At 42.4% G+C, this 15,560-nt stretch carries 14 protein-coding genes and 3 pseudogenes; 3 read left to right on the top strand and 14 right to left on the bottom strand.

The window, feature by feature from the left end:
• Positions 1 to 39: 39 nt before the first annotated feature.
• Positions 40 to 1,104 carry a tetratricopeptide repeat protein gene (locus QUF73_02010; GenBank protein ID MDM5224975.1) on the bottom strand — a complete coding sequence of 355 codons (1,065 nt, stop codon included), beginning with the start codon at positions 1,102 to 1,104 and terminating at the stop codon, positions 40 to 42.
• Positions 1,105 to 1,398: 294 nt separating this feature from the next.
• On the opposite strand from QUF73_02010, the pseudogene QUF73_02005 reads away from it, so the two are divergent.
• Together QUF73_02005 and QUF73_02000 are read left to right on the top strand one after the other, a co-directional pair.
• Positions 1,399 to 1,711 (top strand): annotated as a pseudogene (locus QUF73_02005) (DinB family protein).
• Positions 1,712 to 1,728: 17 nt separating this feature from the next.
• Positions 1,729 to 2,007, top strand: a pseudogene (locus QUF73_02000) (hypothetical protein).
• A 49-nt stretch (positions 2,008 to 2,056) separates the two neighbouring features.
• Here the strand turns inward: QUF73_02000 and QUF73_01995 are convergent.
• Both QUF73_01995 and QUF73_01990 read right to left on the bottom strand, forming a co-directional pair.
• The gene (locus tag QUF73_01995; protein MDM5224974.1) at positions 2,057 to 3,874 is read right to left on the bottom strand and encodes a LysM peptidoglycan-binding domain-containing protein; all 1,818 of its coding nucleotides are present in this window, start codon (positions 3,872 to 3,874) and stop codon (positions 2,057 to 2,059) included.
• Positions 3,875 to 4,162: 288 nt separating this feature from the next.
• A pseudogene (locus tag QUF73_01990) lies at positions 4,163 to 4,291 on the bottom strand (branched-chain amino acid ABC transporter permease).
• 108 nt (positions 4,292 to 4,399) lie between these two features.
• Between QUF73_01990 and QUF73_01985 the strand changes: the two are divergent.
• The gene (locus QUF73_01985) at positions 4,400 to 5,239 is read left to right on the top strand and encodes an isocitrate lyase/phosphoenolpyruvate mutase family protein (GenBank protein ID MDM5224973.1); all 840 of its coding nucleotides are present in this window, start codon (positions 4,400 to 4,402) and stop codon (positions 5,237 to 5,239) included.
• Positions 5,240 to 5,379: 140 nt separating this feature from the next.
• Here the strand turns inward: QUF73_01985 and QUF73_01980 are convergent, their stop codons facing one another.
• From QUF73_01980 to QUF73_01930, 11 genes are all read right to left on the bottom strand, one after another.
• Positions 5,380 to 6,342 carry a DUF3231 family protein gene (locus tag QUF73_01980; GenBank protein MDM5224972.1) on the bottom strand — a complete coding sequence of 321 codons (963 nt, stop codon included), beginning with the start codon at positions 6,340 to 6,342 and terminating at the stop codon, positions 5,380 to 5,382.
• Positions 6,343 to 6,476: 134 nt separating this feature from the next.
• Positions 6,477 to 6,941 carry a hypothetical protein gene (locus QUF73_01975; protein MDM5224971.1) on the bottom strand — a complete coding sequence of 155 codons (465 nt, stop codon included), beginning with the start codon at positions 6,939 to 6,941 and terminating at the stop codon, positions 6,477 to 6,479.
• 305 nt (positions 6,942 to 7,246) lie between these two features.
• Positions 7,247 to 8,200 carry a branched-chain amino acid ABC transporter permease gene (locus tag QUF73_01970; protein MDM5224970.1) on the bottom strand — a complete coding sequence of 318 codons (954 nt, stop codon included), beginning with the start codon at positions 8,198 to 8,200 and terminating at the stop codon, positions 7,247 to 7,249.
• Between the two features lie 41 nt (positions 8,201 to 8,241).
• Positions 8,242 to 9,111: a branched-chain amino acid ABC transporter permease gene (locus QUF73_01965; GenBank protein MDM5224969.1), complete on the bottom strand. Its 870-nt coding sequence runs from the start codon at positions 9,109 to 9,111 to the stop codon at positions 8,242 to 8,244.
• 20 nt (positions 9,112 to 9,131) lie between these two features.
• On the bottom strand, positions 9,132 to 9,836 hold the full coding sequence (locus tag QUF73_01960) for an ABC transporter ATP-binding protein (protein ID MDM5224968.1): 705 nt from the start codon (positions 9,834 to 9,836) through the stop codon (positions 9,132 to 9,134).
• Complete coding sequence (locus QUF73_01955; GenBank protein ID MDM5224967.1) at positions 9,814 to 10,587, bottom strand: ABC transporter ATP-binding protein; 774 nt, start codon at positions 10,585 to 10,587, stop codon at positions 9,814 to 9,816. Before QUF73_01955 ends, QUF73_01960 begins: the two co-directional genes overlap by 23 nt.
• 39 nt (positions 10,588 to 10,626) lie before the next feature.
• Complete coding sequence (locus tag QUF73_01950) at positions 10,627 to 11,841, bottom strand: substrate-binding domain-containing protein (GenBank protein MDM5224966.1); 1,215 nt, start codon at positions 11,839 to 11,841, stop codon at positions 10,627 to 10,629.
• 71 nt (positions 11,842 to 11,912) lie between these two features.
• A complete protein-coding gene (locus QUF73_01945; protein MDM5224965.1) occupies positions 11,913 to 12,911 on the bottom strand; it encodes a 3-oxoacyl-ACP synthase in 999 nt (332 codons plus the stop codon).
• Positions 12,911 to 13,327: a MaoC family dehydratase gene (locus tag QUF73_01940; GenBank protein MDM5224964.1), complete on the bottom strand. Its 417-nt coding sequence runs from the start codon at positions 13,325 to 13,327 to the stop codon at positions 12,911 to 12,913. The genes QUF73_01945 and QUF73_01940 overlap by 1 nt, the downstream gene beginning before the upstream one ends.
• A gap of 4 nt (positions 13,328 to 13,331) precedes the next feature.
• Positions 13,332 to 14,813 carry an o-succinylbenzoate--CoA ligase gene (locus QUF73_01935; protein ID MDM5224963.1) on the bottom strand — a complete coding sequence of 494 codons (1,482 nt, stop codon included), beginning with the start codon at positions 14,811 to 14,813 and terminating at the stop codon, positions 13,332 to 13,334.
• Between the two features lie 14 nt (positions 14,814 to 14,827).
• The gene (locus QUF73_01930; GenBank protein ID MDM5224962.1) at positions 14,828 to 15,430 is read right to left on the bottom strand and encodes a TetR/AcrR family transcriptional regulator; all 603 of its coding nucleotides are present in this window, start codon (positions 15,428 to 15,430) and stop codon (positions 14,828 to 14,830) included.
• Positions 15,431 to 15,560: the final 130 nt, after the last annotated feature.

The following is a 15,560-nucleotide window of genomic DNA, read 5'->3' as shown; positions in this document are numbered from 1 at the left end:
AGGAATTAAAATTACCAAAGGGCGATGATAGTCCAGTCATCAGTTCACATAATCTTTTCCAAATGCATCATCCACCCTAAACAAAACAGTAAAAGGAACCGACTCATTAAAATAATAAGCAGTCTCCCCCCTGTACTGGGAAACATCAATAATCTCAGGTATCTCTATTGATCTTAAAGCTCCTCTCAGTCTTTCAATAGATTTGATAAAGGTGTTCTTCTTCACCTCTCCATCACTGCCAGTCCTTCCAAAGAAATCACGCATGGTAATTCTCGTGCATGGATTCTCCTTGCTGGAGGACAGCAGGAAGTGTCTGATTAAATTGGCCTGGGTTGGGGTGATGATGGCTTCCTCCCCATTAAATAAGAGAATATTTTCGCGGTCATTAAAGTACAGTACTAGTTCATTGGGTTCGCTGTTTTCATAGAGGTCTTCACATGCTTCCTTTGAACATGTTTCGGTATTATTTTTTGTAATTTTGTAGAACCCGTGGTTATGTAAATATTTTTCATTCAATGACAATGTTTCAAATAATGGTGACAGCTCTGGATTCGGCAGTTGCTCCTCCTGTAAATATGGGAGCTTTTCCATCGTTTCATATGTCTGGCTGGCAACATATAAAGCGCTGTTGGCCAAATACATATGCGCATGGAATTCCTGCTGCTGATTTAGGGCGTAGTTCGGATCATCCTGAAGACGCTTATCCATTGCCTGCTGAAAATAGCGGACAGCAGAACCGTACTTTCCATGCTTATAAGCCAGGAAACCCAAACGGTAGTAAGCGATGGGAAGTTTTTGTTCTAACCCGATCGCCTTAATGAGTGACTCTACAGCAGTCCCGTCATCCTTGAAATGATTCATTTTTAAGCAGGTTCCGAATTTTATAAGGTGAGTGACCAGCAGCTTTTTCGTATATTGAAGTGAGTGATCATATTCCGGTCCGTTTGTTCTTGCTAAGCTTTTTAGTTTTTTATACATGGTTTCATAGATGGTTACCAGCTGCATGTAATAGCCGTAATCACTTCTTTCTCCGTTTTCGTGAAGATCCTGTTCAAGCAGCTCCAGCTCATCCAGGGTTAAGTCTTTTATCTTTAAGGTCCTCATCTCAACATACCTCATTTCTATTTAAAAAGTGCCTTTTGCTAATAAAACAGACACTTTATATCTTAGGAACACTTTTCACTATATAGAATTCAGCCCCTTGTTTTGCGCAAATATTGTCGAAAGAAATATGAATTTTTTGTAACGAATTCTAACCATACCCATTTTTGCAAGATAAGTCTCATAGATCTTTTAGGGGTATATCAACATTTTCCTAATTAACATAATACTGTTTCTTAAAAAATGCGAACAACGTTTTGTGATTTACCTAATAAATCCAGAATAGGAGGAATGATTATGTACGTTACCATCTCAGAATTTATTAAGGAATGGAATAGAGAGGCAAAGCTAACTCAAAAGGTGTTGGACGGATTAACAGATGACTCTTTAAAGGAGCAGGTTTACCCAGAGGGACGCACATTAGGGAGAATTGCGTGGCATTTATCAGCAAGCATTCCAGATTATTTAACTCATTTCGGGTTGAACATGAAACAAAGTTAATAATGAAGAAAATGTTCCCGATTCAGCAAAAGAGATTACAGAAACATTTATCAGGCTAAGTGAGGAAGCAGCTCAGGCGATTGAACAGCAGTGGACAGATGACTCATTGAGCCAAACACCGACTGAGGATCATGCAGCTCAAGCAGTGTGCTTGATGGAATTTGTTTAGAAAAACTGGGAATCCCTTCTGCAGCCATTTGTACAGATAAGTTTATTGTACAGGGGACGACAGCAGCACAGGTGCAGGGATTTAAGGACTATCATATCGTTGAAGTGTTTCACCCAATCGCTACGGCCCTTCCCGCTGCATTGAAGCAGGAAGCACAAAGAATCATCGGTGAAGTTCTATTTGTTCTGACGAAAGAACTATTACATACAAAAAGCCTTTCATCGCTTGATGAATAGGCTTTTTGTCTTTTAATCCAACTATTGTGAATCAACAGGCCCCCTTGTTCTATAAAAAGACTAAACTCGAAGCTATTTTCTTCAAATGCGGCTGGTCTGCCCATAAGATGAAGTAATTGTAGGTTTCTCCTTGGATTGTAATCGGAGTTGGATACCTTACGATTAAAGCTGATTGATTCAGCATTTCTGCTGGCTGGTCCGCAGAGGGGAAAATGTAGCAGGCTTCCTGGTTTTGAATTCGAGCCTTCAAGATGCTTGGCATGGATCCATAGGGCCTTAATGGATGGAAAGCTTCCCCATGGCACACCTCATCTAAGTTTTCACCTGCTGAAATAGCCGATATTTGAAAAAAGCCGTCAGCACCTTCGTACCTTTCCTCGTTCACTTTTCGCCAGTTTGACGGATATTGGAAAATAACCTTGTAGTTCGTGTTCGTATAGGTCTTTTGAGTACCATTCAATATGGCAGTTGGAGACCATTGAAGTGACTGAATGTTAACTCCTGCAATTAGCCGTATCGGGACGGGGTGACGGAGGTCGATAGCCCACATTTCACTTGCAAATTCCTGTTCCTTGCATCCACTAAGATAGGCTATTTTTGTTCCGTCTGCTGACCACGTGACAGGTGATGCAAAACAATTGGAAATAGCCCAAATTCGATCCTCTTCTCCTCGCCTCCCCACCGTTCGAACTTGTGAAAAATACCCTCTATCTTCAAAGGCCGTAGCGCTATAGGCTATATTAAAAGAATTAGAAGACCATGTCGGATAATAATTTTTTGCAAGGGGCCCGCCTTTTACTTCAAACACATTGCCTGTTGAAAGCTCAACGGTGTGAATGATGGAGATACTGACACCTGGTGTTGTATAAAGGACAAAGCTTCCGTCGGGTGATAGCTGGGCATTATTAAGCCGACCTCCTGTGTTACGTGTAATTTGCTGTTTCCCGGATCCGTCGGTTTGAATTCGGAAAAGCTGGCTATTTCCTGATTCATCCGGTGCCTGAAAAAGCAGTTCCCTGCCGCTCGGAAACCATTGAACATCTGTTGAGTCAGGCTGTTGAATGCTTTGCGCTTGAAGAGACAGGACGTTGTACATGATAATGCGACCTTGCTTCGTATAAGCAATTTGGCTGCTGTCAGGCGACCAATCCAATTTGAATTCAGCACTTTCTTCCATCTGGTCGATTTGAGCGATCGCACTAGATGCAACATCCACAACATATATAATTCTGTTCTTTCCAATAAACGCAATTCTCCTGCTATTAGGTGACCATTCTGGACTTGAAAAAGAGGCACCCAATCCACTGGTGAGCTGCACGTTCTCTCCTGTCCGGGGAATATATAACCAAATATCATATTGCCCTCCTCGATCAGCAGTATAGGCAATCAGGCCTTGGCCACCAGGAGGGGCGTATGGAATCCTTAACTTCATTCCGGGAAATAGCTGCGAGGATGGAAGCTGGTTTACAATCCGAATAAGCTCAAAATTTGGCTCCCCATTCGTAATGACATTAAAACGCATTGCAAGCCGATAAAGTGTATCCCCTTGCTGGACGATATAATATTGAACACCTGGCGGAACCTTTAATAATTGACCGGCCTGAATGACATAGGGTGGCTGAAGCTGATTCGCCTCTATGATCACTGAAGGCGGAACTTTGTATAATTGTGAAATTCGATACACTGAATCTCCTTGCCTAACACGCACAGCATCAACCCCAGGTGGAACGGACAGCTGCTGACCTATATAAATCGTGTAAGGGGGCTTCAAATTATTTGCCGCAATAAGGGAATCGGCCGGGATTTCCCATCTCCTGGAAATCCCGTACAGCGTATCACCTGAACGTACTGTATAAAAAATTTGCATGATCTTCACTTCCCAAAGAATAAATTTCCATTGAGGAATTAAATGCGCACACACTATTTGCCCATAGTCTATTCAATAGAAAGTGCGAGGTTCAGTGCAAATGAGGAAGAATTAGATAAAAAAGAAATTTAATTCCTATATAGATAGCTCTATTACAAATCTGTATAGCATGATTCGATTCAAGAAAAGCCTGAAGGAATCATTATTAGCGAAAAAAATTGTGGTAAAAAGATAAAAAACTTTCAAATGGAAAGGTCTTTTACTAAGCAGCCCTCCTCTCTTCGTCATCGCAAGCTCTGAAAGATAATGTCTTAAGAATTCGATGATCCCCGCCGCTCCTGCAAAGGCATCATCCAGGGTTTCGAATCCTCCGATCATCGCCATTAAGAGAGCATCCACAGTGGCTTCAATTGAGAAAAATATATGCATTCCATATTTCGATGAAAATCGAAATGTTTAGCCTTTACAATAGAAAATGAAGCAATAAGAAACTTAAATCTAAATCAGTAAAAGGAGCATAATTTTATGAGTAGCAAAGAACAATCATTAAAGGCAAAAACCTTTCACCGCTTACATCAGCAATCGTCAACATTTGTTCTGCCAAATGCATGGGATGTAATCAGTGCAAAAATGTTTGAAGAATGCGGATTTAAAGCGATTGGAACAACAAGTGCTGGCATTGCTGCTTCTTTGGGGTATTTGGATGGGCAAAGTATACCTCTTAGCAAAATGGTTGAAACGATTGAAAATATCGCCAAATCAGTAAATGTTCCCGTGAGCGCAGACATTGAGGCAGGTTATGGACAGACGGTTGAAGAGGTTTTAGAGACCGTAAAAGCAGTCGCTGCTGCTGGGGCTATCGGGATAAATCTGGAGGACGGTACAGGTGATCCAAACCGGCCACTATTTGATATTTCATCTCAAGTGGAAAAAATAACAGCTATCAAAGAACTTTCGGAATCCAGAAATTTGCCGTTATTCATCAATGCTCGAACAGATCTATATTGGTTAAATATTGGGGATTCTTCAATGCGTTTACGAGAAGCTTTAAAGCGGGCAAAAGCCTATCAAGCTGCAGGAGCAGATTGCATTTTCATTCCTGGTTTAACTGATAGGAAGATTATTAAAAAAATTAGAGAGGAAATTTCTTGTCCGATCAATTTATTGGTTGACCCAGAGATGCCTTCTTTACCGGAGTTATCTGAGATTGGAATCGAAAGGCTTAGCTGTGGTTCCGGCCCATTCAGAGCAACCTTAACCTATTTACAGTCTATCAGTGAAGAGATTGTAAACCGCCAGACCTTTCATCAAATGACAAATGGGGATGTTCTTTCTTATAGAAGATTAACTGAATTCATTCAATAAATAAAAATCGAACTCCTAATACCCAACAACAAATTTATGAATTTTATTATTTTGAGAAGCCGATTTTTCTATAATCAACAAATCGGCTTTTTGTTCTTCTTCCCAGATGATTTTCCGTGAATGTTTTAGATTATTTGACTCTAACTATCAATTGACCAGTTGGTTACCGGCGGCTCATTAAACCAGTCTTTCCTTACTATTAACTTAAACCCTTGCTCTGAATAGCTTTCCACCTGTTCCATTAATTCCTTTAGTTTTTTCACGTGACTTTTTTTATAACTGGAAATCACAGCAGTTTGCAGATTGCCGATTCCGATGGGATTTAAGAACATGATTAAGTTAGCCATTAGTTTATCTGAAAATGGGGATTTATTCACCTTATGAACGTGAGCCTCTAATCCGGTGGTTATCGGGACTCCGTTTTCTCTATATATTTCGGATAAAACATCCACTTGATGATAGGACAATTTGATTCCATCCTGCAAAAAACTCTTTGTATCTTCATCCATTGCAACATCCGAAAAAGCAGTACATAGAGCTAAACCAACATTATTACATTGAAATGAACCAAACATACTTGCTAATTCAACAGCATTAAGCGGCCTCTGCTGGGTTGATGCCACTTTAAATAATTTGTTTTGTCTGTCTTCAGCATTTTTGTATGAAAAAGACCTGTTTTGCAGTAAACCTTTGTGCTCCAGCAAATTTAAAATCGTAATGTCAATTTGAATTAACTTATTGAGTATTTCTTTATAAAAATTCTTAACCTTTGGGACAGTTAATTCTGTATATTGAAAAGAAATTAGACCCAGTCCATTACTGGTTATATGCTTAAGAACTTCTATCATTAATTGATCAGAAAATAACTTTTCTGAGGGGCTATGTAAATCATTTTCACTAAAAAACGGTGTAATATTTAATCCATTATCAGATAAGAATTGCAAAGCCTCTTGTTCCTGGAATGATGAAAGTGTTTTAATCTCAGTTAAAACATCTTTCAAATCAGTATCTTCAGCAGTTTCAATAAGATTTCCCAAAAAAATATTGACCATATTTGAACTTGAATGTAAATACCAAAGAAAGCCTAATTCGTTTAAATTCATCTAAAAGGCCCCTCCACAATTTATTCTTTTCTTAGTTTGTAATTGAATATGGTAATTATTCATTAAATAGTATTACGTCTAAATATCTTCCATTGCCTATCATTAAAGGATTTAACAATAAAATGCTGCCTTGTTTAAAATGGTTCAATGTGTTTTTTCCTTATTATCTTCATTAAAAAAAAACCCACACTGGCACCTGGTATTACACACAATATGGGCAGCCAAATGGGCCCTAATAATACCCCAAAAAGCTTAAAGGTAGAGGAATATATACACCCCACCGTAACAAAGTAAGCAGAAGACACAAACGGAAGAAAAGAATAACTGTTTTTCCCTCCTCCCGCATCTTTAAAAGAATCCCACATCGCAAAGAAATACAAACAAGGGTAAAACATCAGCCACAAATAATCGGTTTCTGCGATTGCGTTTTCAATATCTCCATGAAAACTTGAAATAATGACCCCGTTGAAATTCGCTTGTACATTTATAAGGAACTCTAAAAATACAATAACCATTCCCTTTATTAGTTTTCCATTTAAAAATTGCCCAAAACCAGGAAGTGCAATACTCCATAATAGCCTCTCTATAGATGTCGCCATTCTCTTCAATCCCCTAACCATGTCTCTTTATGTGTTCACATTCTCTTCCTATAATCCCCTTTTAAAGGGCAGTAAAATATTTGTCACCTTGAAAATAGCTTTCACTTTTACCTAGCAACACACTTATTATTATGTAAGTACTCTCCTTAAACTAAACTCCCTTTTAATAGAAGAAAAAAAGCTGCCGAACTGGCAGCTGATCCTGGTTATGATATTGAACCTCTATTCCATATGGCAAAAAATGATAAGTGTTTTTGCAATTAACAAAAACCTTACCCATGATGGCAAGGTTTTTTTATTTCACACTAAGCTGCCCGCTCCACTTCTCTTTTCTTCTTCTCCTTCCTCCCCTTTTTCAATGTGAACTTTTTAATAAATCCTGCGAAACCGGAAGGGAATCCAAGCAGCACCACTATATATAAGAACCCGAGGATAATCGTCCATCTTTCGAAAATGGGGTAAGTCATCGCAAGCTCTGAAAGATAATGTCTTAAGAATTCGATGATCCCCGCTCCTGCTATGGCACCAGCCAGGGTTCCCAGTCCTCCGATCATCGTCATTAAAAGAGCATCGAGCGTGACTTCAATGGAAAAGACATTGGTATTGATGAACCTCAGTGACACTGCATATAGAGCCCCGCTGAAGGAAGCTGCCACACCTGCCGTTACGCTGGCAATCAGTTTATAATGAAGCGATTTATACCCTAATGCTTCTGCGCGATATTCATTCTGTGAAATAGCTTTTAACACTTTGCCAGTGGACGATTCTGTGAAAAGCTTCAGCAGGATGAAAACAACGGCCACACTGAAGAGCGTAATATAATAGAAGGAAGTACGGTCTTTGAATACGTCAGGCACACTGAATGTAAATCCGTCACCGCCATGCGTCAGTCCTCTCCACTTTTCTGCCAGGACAAGGAACAGCTGGGAGACAGCCAGTGTCAGCATGGCATAAAAGTGGCTTTTGAGCCTTAGTGATAATAAACCAATGATATAGCTAACTAAAGCGGACAGAAGGATGCCTATAACCAATCCTATTAAAAAGTTTGGCAGAGTTGCCTCCATATGATTAAAAATAATGGCCGTACTATAAGCACCTATTCCAAAGAACATACAATGCCCAAAAGATACGATTCCGGTATATCCTAACAGAATATCGAAACTCATCGCAAATATAGCAAAAATGAAAATTTGAGTCAGCAAAATCAGCGTGCTTCGGGAGTCATTGACAAAGGGGAACAGAAGCATAAACAGCATGATTGCAAGCCCCCAATACAGCGGCACTTTATGAAATACCCCTCTCATACGGCACTCCCCTTTTCTCCCAGCAGCCCTGTTGGTTTCACCAATAAGACTATGGCCAATAGGAGCATATTCAAGGCCAATGACAAATCAGGCAAATAATACGCCATAAACGCACCCGCTACTCCTACGATCAGGGAAGCCAGTGCCGATCCCTGCAGGCTGCCCATCCCGCCAATGATTACCACAATGAAAGCCAATATAGCATACTGCATGCCCATTTCCGCAAAAACCACTCCTGAATATGGCGCCAGAAGGGCTCCGCCTAAAGCAGCCAATGCCGCGCCCAGCAGGAATACGAAGGTAAAGAGAGCCTTTACATTGATTCCGAGCGCCTGAACCATTTCCTTATCCAGCACTCCAGCCCTGATCATAAGGCCAATCTGTGTACGGCTGAGCAGAAGCCATAATGCCAGATACAGCAGCAGTCCAACCACAATCACAAACACACGGTATTTTATGATGATGATTCCATCAAACTGATAGCTTCCTTCAAGCCATCCCGGAAGGTTTACCCTAATCGGATTCGGTCCCCAGAAAATTTTGATGCTTTCTGATAATACCAGCATGCCGCCTAATGTAATCAGCAGCTGCCGGACATGATTCCCATAGACAGGACGGATAAGAAACCTTTCCAATACCCAGCCCAATACCATTCCGATTGCAATGGCTCCCGCAATCGCTAATAGAAAACTGTTTGTTTCTTTAAAGATCCACGCTCCTGAAAAAGCGCCCCAGACGAATAATCCGCCATGGGCGAAGTTCAGTACACTCATTAGTCCGAAGATTAAAGTAAGTCCAGCAGCCAGAAGGAATATCAAAAGCCCAGTTGAAACCCCATTGACCAATAAATTAATAAAGACTTCCATTTCCAGCCCCCCTTCACAGCTTACGCGATGCCCAAGTATTTCTGGCAGGTTTCCTTGTCTTCCTTTAGATCCTGCATCCAGCCATCATGGACTATTTTTCCGTCGTCCATAATGTAAAAGTAATCGCCGATTTCACTCGCCATGAGGAAATTCTGCTCCACAAGCAGTATCGTTGTTTTTTCCTTCATCTTTTGAATCGATTCCATCAGCTTTTCAACCATAATCGGTGACAGGCCTTTGCTTGGTTCATCGATCAGCAGAAGTCCATCTCCATTGATATACGCTCTGGCAATTGCCAGCATCTGCTTTTGTCCGCCTGAAAGCAACCCGCTTTTCTTGCGCCAGAATTTCTTTAAATCCGGGAAGAGCTCCAGCATCCACTCCATTTTTCCCTCTGAATCTCCTGTGCTCTTTGCCATGGCCAGATTTAGCGTTTCTTCTATTGTCAGCGCACTGAATATTCCCTGATTTTCCGGCACATAGCCGATTCCTTTTCTGGATATCAGGTGTGTAGGGATTCCGCTGATTTTCTGATCGTGATAATGCACAGAACCCGTGGTGGATGGATTGAAGCCCATAATAGAGCGCAGTGTTGTCGTTTTGCCTGCTCCATTTCTTCCGAACAGAACGGTGATGCTTCCCTCTTCAACGGACATGGACACTCCCTGAAGGATGTGATATTGACCCAAATAGGTCTCAAGATTATCCAGTTTTAATAGACTCACGATGCAAGCCTCCCAAGTATGCCGTTTGAACTCTCTGATCCTTTATAATTTCCGTCGGATTGCCGCTTGCCAGAAGCTCTCCATTGAATAGAACCACTAAAGTATCGGAAAGATGCATGACCATCTCCATTTTGTGTTCGATTAAGACAATGGTGCACATGCCTTCCTTCTTAATGTTCTCGATCACTTCCAATATCGCCGGAATCTCTTCGATCGATATGCCTGCTGTCGGCTCATCTAGCAGAAGCAGTTCTGTTTTGAGAGCCAGCAGCATGGCCAGCTCCAGTTTTCTTTTTTCCCCATGTGCCAGATCCTGTGCCAGCACATCTTCCTTGCCGCTCAGCATGCACCGCTCCATGGCAGCTTTTGCTTCATCCTGCTGGCGGCTCATGAAAGAAAACCTCGGTAAGATCGAATAGTAATCTTTGCTCGATGACTGGATGGCGAGCCTGATATTTTCCAGAACCGTCAGCTCCGGAAAAATATTGGTGAGCTGGAAGGAACGGCCGATGCCCCTTCTCGCCCGTAATGGTACAGAAAGCTTTGTTACATTATCGTTTTTAAAATAAATCTCTCCCTTAGTCGGAGCGATCTGGCCGCTCAGCAGATTAAAGAGTGTGGTCTTGCCTGCCCCATTGGGACCGATAATCGAAGTCAGCTTGCCTCGCTCTATTTCCAGGTTTACTTCTTTTATGACATCATGTTCGCCAAATGAAACAGATAGGCTTTTTGTTTCCAGAATTTTTTCCAACTTGGCGACCCCTCCTATAAATCTAATTATTCTGAAGTTTTAATTGCCATTCCGGATTGGCGGCTCGGTTTCTTCCATATTCAATTCCCTGATCAGGACCGGCACCGGATGATCCACCCCTTCCTGCTCCTCGAGAGTTACTGCATACAGAGACTGCAAGGCCTGGTGATCCTCAGCCCGGAATTTCATCGTTCCTTTCGGTGTCTCAAATTCCATGTTTTCCATTGTGGTGATCAAGCCATCCACATCTTTATCGCCTTCTGTTTTCTTTAGTGCCTCTACAATGGAGATGGCTGCTGTCATTCCGCCAGCGGTAAACAGGTCCGGAATTTCACCATCAAATTTTTTCTTATGCTCTTCCACCAGCCAGTCGTTCACTTTATTATCCGGAAGGGTGTGATAGTAAATGGAAAAGCCGCTCATGCCAATTAAAGAATCCATCGTTTTTAGTGAAGCAATGTCCTGTGCGGCAGTGGAAATTTTAATTCCCTGCTCCTCCAGCTGCATATCCTTTAACTGTTTCCATGGTGCATTGGATCCTGCCCAGACGATATAAAGGTAATCAGGCTTTTCATTTATGATGCTTTGAATATTCGCTGTGAAGTCAGTGGAATTCGGGTCTGCATATTGCTCATTCACAATGGTGGCACCAAGCTTCTCCGCTCCTTCTTTAAAAGCAGCGATTCCTTCCCGTCCATAAGCATTATCCTGTGCGAAGGTCGCGATTTTCACATCTTTTTCAGCAATTGCGGCCGCACCGGCTACAGCATCCTGAGATGAATTCCTTCCTGTCCTGAAGATGTATTTGTTCCAGTTCTTTCCTGTGATGCTATCTGCAACCGCAGGCTCCACCACCATGATTTTTTCGTATTCTTCAGCGAGCGGCAATACGGCCAGTGTATCTCCAGAGCTAGAGGAACCCACTAAGAAATCCACTTCATCCTCTTCCAGCAGCTTGGTCGCTTTTCTTACGGCGACATCTGGCTTTGTTTCCGTATCTTCCACAATGAACTCAACCTTTTTGCCTGCTACTTCATTGGATCCCTCAGTTGCATAATCCAGTCCAAGTTCAAATCCCGCGACTGTTTGCTTTCCATAGGTCTCGAGCGGACCGGTTAAGGATGCTAGAACACCAATTTTAACCGTATCTTCTTCTGAACTTGCCGTGTCTCCGGAACATCCGGAAGTAATGATAAGAGTGAGTGCAGTTCCAAGCATTAATAGTGACTTAAAACTCTTTAATTTGAATTTCATAGCCATTCCCCCTATATTCATTTTCTTTCGGCCATGTTAAATCTCGCTGCTTATCTATGAATCTTACTATTTTAATTCCACTTCACAACAGTCGCAGCCCACGTATACCCAGTTCCTGCACTGACTGCAACCGCAATATCTCCAGGATTTAAAAGTCCGCGCTCCTGTGCAAAATGCAGACCGATGCATGGGTCGAGTGAAGACATGTGTCCATGGCGATTTAAGTAGATTGCTTTTTCTTCTGGAAGTTCGAGAGAATGTAAGAGTTCTTTGAACATGGAACGTTTTGTGTGCAGTGGCAATAGGAGTTTCATATCTTGAGGAGTATAACCGCTTCTATGAAGTGCTTCGCGAACGACATAATCAAAATTTGCAATCGATACAGGATCGAGTCTTTCTTTCATGGATTGCGGATCCTTCACATCAATATAATGAAGGTTTTTTTCGACTGTTTCGCGGCTGGCAAAATGTTTGGATCCCCCAGCAGGCGTTCGGACATCATCATGGAAGGAACCATCTGTCAGGATGGCACTTCCGAGAATTTCGCTCTGGGAGGAATCCCTGGTGACCAGTGCAGCAGTGCCCCCATCTGCAAAGTTGAACATGAAGCGGGAGCGCGGGTTCGCATAATCGATAATTTGTGACTCTTTGCATCCACCAACAAGCAGGATATTTTGAATGGATTGATCTGAAGCAATCATGTCTTTTGCCACCTTCAAAGCAATCGGAAAACAGGAGCTGACATTCATGATTTCAAACGCGTAGGCATTTTTCGCCCCTAATTCATGCTGTATTTTCGGAGCGCTTGACCAGACATAATAATCCTTATGAGGGCTGCCAAAATAGATGACGACATCGATGGACAGCGGGTCACTCCCTTCAATCGCCTGCCTTCCCGCGGCAATCGCGAGATCGGAAGCATGCAGGCTGTCATCTGCAACATGCTTTTGGACCAAACCGAACTTTTCGATAATCACCTGTTCAGGTATTCCCGTCTTCACAGCCAGATCGGCTGCCGTTTCGATTCCAGGAGGAAAAAAAACTCCTGTTGCTTTAATGCCGATTCCCATCAAATTACCCCTCCCTCTTCAGGCACCATCATCTTAGCCGTGCCTGTCAAAATTTTTGTTCCATCCTGATTGAAGCACTCTGTCAGCAAAGTCAGTATTCGCCTTTCGCTGTCAATCTCCTGAACCGTTCCTTGTGCGGTAATCGTATCGCCTATAAAAACCGGTGCCTTAAACCGGATGGTCTGTTCAACATAAATGGATCCTTTTCCTGGCAGATGCACACCCAATAGCTGGGATAACAAGCTGGATGTTAAGAGACCATGGGCTATACGCTTTTTAAATCTAGTTTTTTTTGCGTATTCCCCGTCTATGTGGACCGGGTTGAAGTCGCCGCTCAATCCCGCAAACATAACAAAGTCTGTTTCCGTAATGGTTTTGCTGCAGGAGGCCTGCTGGCCGACACTATAATTGATCACCTTTTCACCCTCTTACTAAAAGTTGTGTTTTCTGTATTTTTCCCGTCGCATTTTTCGGGAGCTCATTTAAAAATGTTACTTTCTTTGGAATCTTATATTTTGCGAGGTTTCCGTGACAGTATTGAATAACATCATCCACGGTTAAAGCGCTTCCATTTTCTTTAACAATAAACGCTTCAGGCACTTCACCCCAAAGAGGGTCAGCATTCCCAACCACGGCAACCTCGGCAACATCCTTTAATTGACTGATCACTTGCTCCACTTCAAGCGGATAGATATTTTCCCCGCCGGAAATGATCATTTCTTTCTTCCGGCCAACAATATATAGGAATCCTTCTTCATCTGTTTTCGCTAGATCCCCTGTCAGGAGCCATCCTTCTTTCAGTGCATCCTTTGTGGCATCAGGCCGATTCCAATATGCCTTCATGATATTTGGCCCTCTCACCGCAAGCTCGCCAACTTTACCTTTTGCAGCCTCATTGCCCTCTGAATCTATTAGCTTGTATTCGGAAAATAATACCGGCTTGCCGATCGATCCTCTCTTCCGCGATGCGTCTTCTTTTGTGAGCATGAATAGTGTAGGAGATGTCTCCGTCATTCCAAAGCCCTGGCCAAACAGAAACCCTCTATCAAAATAGGCATCTATTAATTCACGCGGACATGGCGCTCCTCCATTATAGAACCAGCGGACTGTGCTTAAATCAGCCGTTTTGAATGGTGGGCTTGTCAGCAGTGCCTGATGAATGGTTGGAACCCCCATCACAATGGTCACCTTATGCTTCTCAATCATCGTGAGGGCTTTTTGAGGCTCAAACTTGCCAGGAATGACAATGGTTCCGCCTGAAAACAGGGACGGAAATGCAAACAGCCCAATTCCCCCGATATGAAACAGCGGAAGCAGCACGATGCAGCGATCCTCTGACGTTAAATCGATCGCAAGCTTGTTATTCACTGCATTCCAGAACATATTGCTCTGTGTCAGCACGGCCCCTTTCGGTTTGCCGGTGGTCCCGGAGGTGTAGCAGATAATGTATGGAGCTTCCTCGTCAATTGGATTCTCATTAGCAAAGCTCGTTTTAGTACCCTGGCATAAGTCCTCCATAAACTCCAAACTCTGGATTTCGCTTTGTTCAACAAGGGAGGCTGCAAACTCTGCATTTTCTTTTTCGGCAAAGATAAGTTTTGAGCCGCTATCGTTGAGCTGAAAAATAAGCTCTTTCGCACTTAGCCGAATATTGAGCGGGACGGCCACACATTCTGCCTTTGCAATGGCAAATAAAAGGACTATGTATTCAATCCGGTTGTGCGACAGAATGGCGATGCGTTCCCCTTTTCTTCCCTGCAGCTTTTCATGGATTTTCACAGCAGCTGAATCGATCATCTTATCCAGCTGCCTGTAGGACACCTTTTCGTTATCTGTTATGACTGCTGTTCGATCTGGATGTGTATATGCCCATTTTTGTATCCAATAGGCAATCCCTTTCATCGAACTCCCCCTCTTTACTTTTTTAGCCCCTGAAAGATTAGTGTCATCGCCGCATCGAATGCTTCTTCAGGAACTTCTTTCTTTTCCCAATACACCCACCTCATGCCGAGGAACTGTCCTATCGACATTAAGCAGTATGCAACTGTCTCCTGGTCCAGGTCCTTAAACTCTCCCGCTTCAATCCCTTGAGATAGACTCTTTAAAAATCCGTTGGCGAGCTTCCCGTAATACCAGCGGAACAGCTCCTGGTCCACCACAACGGCCTGCTGGACAATGCTGTATAAATTTGGATGATTTTTGACCCAGCTGAAGAAAGCGAAGAAGCCATTTCTCTGTGCTTCCTCAAATGAAGAGCTTCCTGCCATTCCTTCTTTAATCGCAATGCGCAGATCCCGGCTGTAGCTGCGGATCAGCTCATCATAAATATCTTTCTTTGAAGGAAAGTAATTATAAAAGGTTCCCTGAGCAACTTTGGCTTCCTGAGATATATTGACGATGGAGGTCTCAAAATATCCCTTCTGCCCAAAAACCTCTTCAGCTGCTTTTAACAGTTTTTCACGCGTTTCCATTCCTCTTGGAGTTAGTGCTTTTTCCTCGGTTACATTCTTAACTGACACCTGAATCACCTCTCAACTTTATTATAAATAATATTCTTAAAATTACAACAACAAATTTTACAATTTTTTCGGAGTATTCAGTGTTGGTGTTTATAATCCAATTAGAAGAACCCCGTATACTAGTTGTAAC

Source organism: Cytobacillus sp. NJ13, assembly GCA_030348385.1.
GTDB lineage: Bacteria > Bacillota > Bacilli > Bacillales > Cytobacillaceae > Cytobacillus.
This window is presented reverse-complemented; position numbering and strand designations above follow the sequence as displayed.

Coding starts and splice junctions, on each gene's coding strand:
- QUF73_01945 (MDM5224965.1), bottom strand. CDS start 12,911: ATGGGAATCGGCATTAAAGCAACAGGAGTTTTTTTTCCTCCTGGAATC.
- QUF73_01965 (MDM5224969.1), bottom strand. CDS start 9,111: ATGGAAGTCTTTATTAATTTATTGGTCAATGGGGTTTCAACTGGGCTT.
- QUF73_01995 (MDM5224974.1), bottom strand. CDS start 3,874: ATGCAAATTTTTTATACAGTACGTTCAGGTGATACGCTGTACGGGATT.
- QUF73_01975 (MDM5224971.1), bottom strand. CDS start 6,941: ATGGCGACATCTATAGAGAGGCTATTATGGAGTATTGCACTTCCTGGT.
- QUF73_01950 (MDM5224966.1), bottom strand. CDS start 11,841: ATGAAATTCAAATTAAAGAGTTTTAAGTCACTATTAATGCTTGGAACT.
- QUF73_01935 (MDM5224963.1), bottom strand. CDS start 14,813: ATGAAAGGGATTGCCTATTGGATACAAAAATGGGCATATACACATCCA.
- QUF73_02010 (MDM5224975.1), bottom strand. CDS start 1,104: ATGAGGACCTTAAAGATAAAAGACTTAACCCTGGATGAGCTGGAGCTG.
- QUF73_01980 (MDM5224972.1), bottom strand. CDS start 6,342: ATGAATTTAAACGAATTAGGCTTTCTTTGGTATTTACATTCAAGTTCA.
- QUF73_01985 (MDM5224973.1), top strand. CDS start 4,400: ATGAGTAGCAAAGAACAATCATTAAAGGCAAAAACCTTTCACCGCTTA.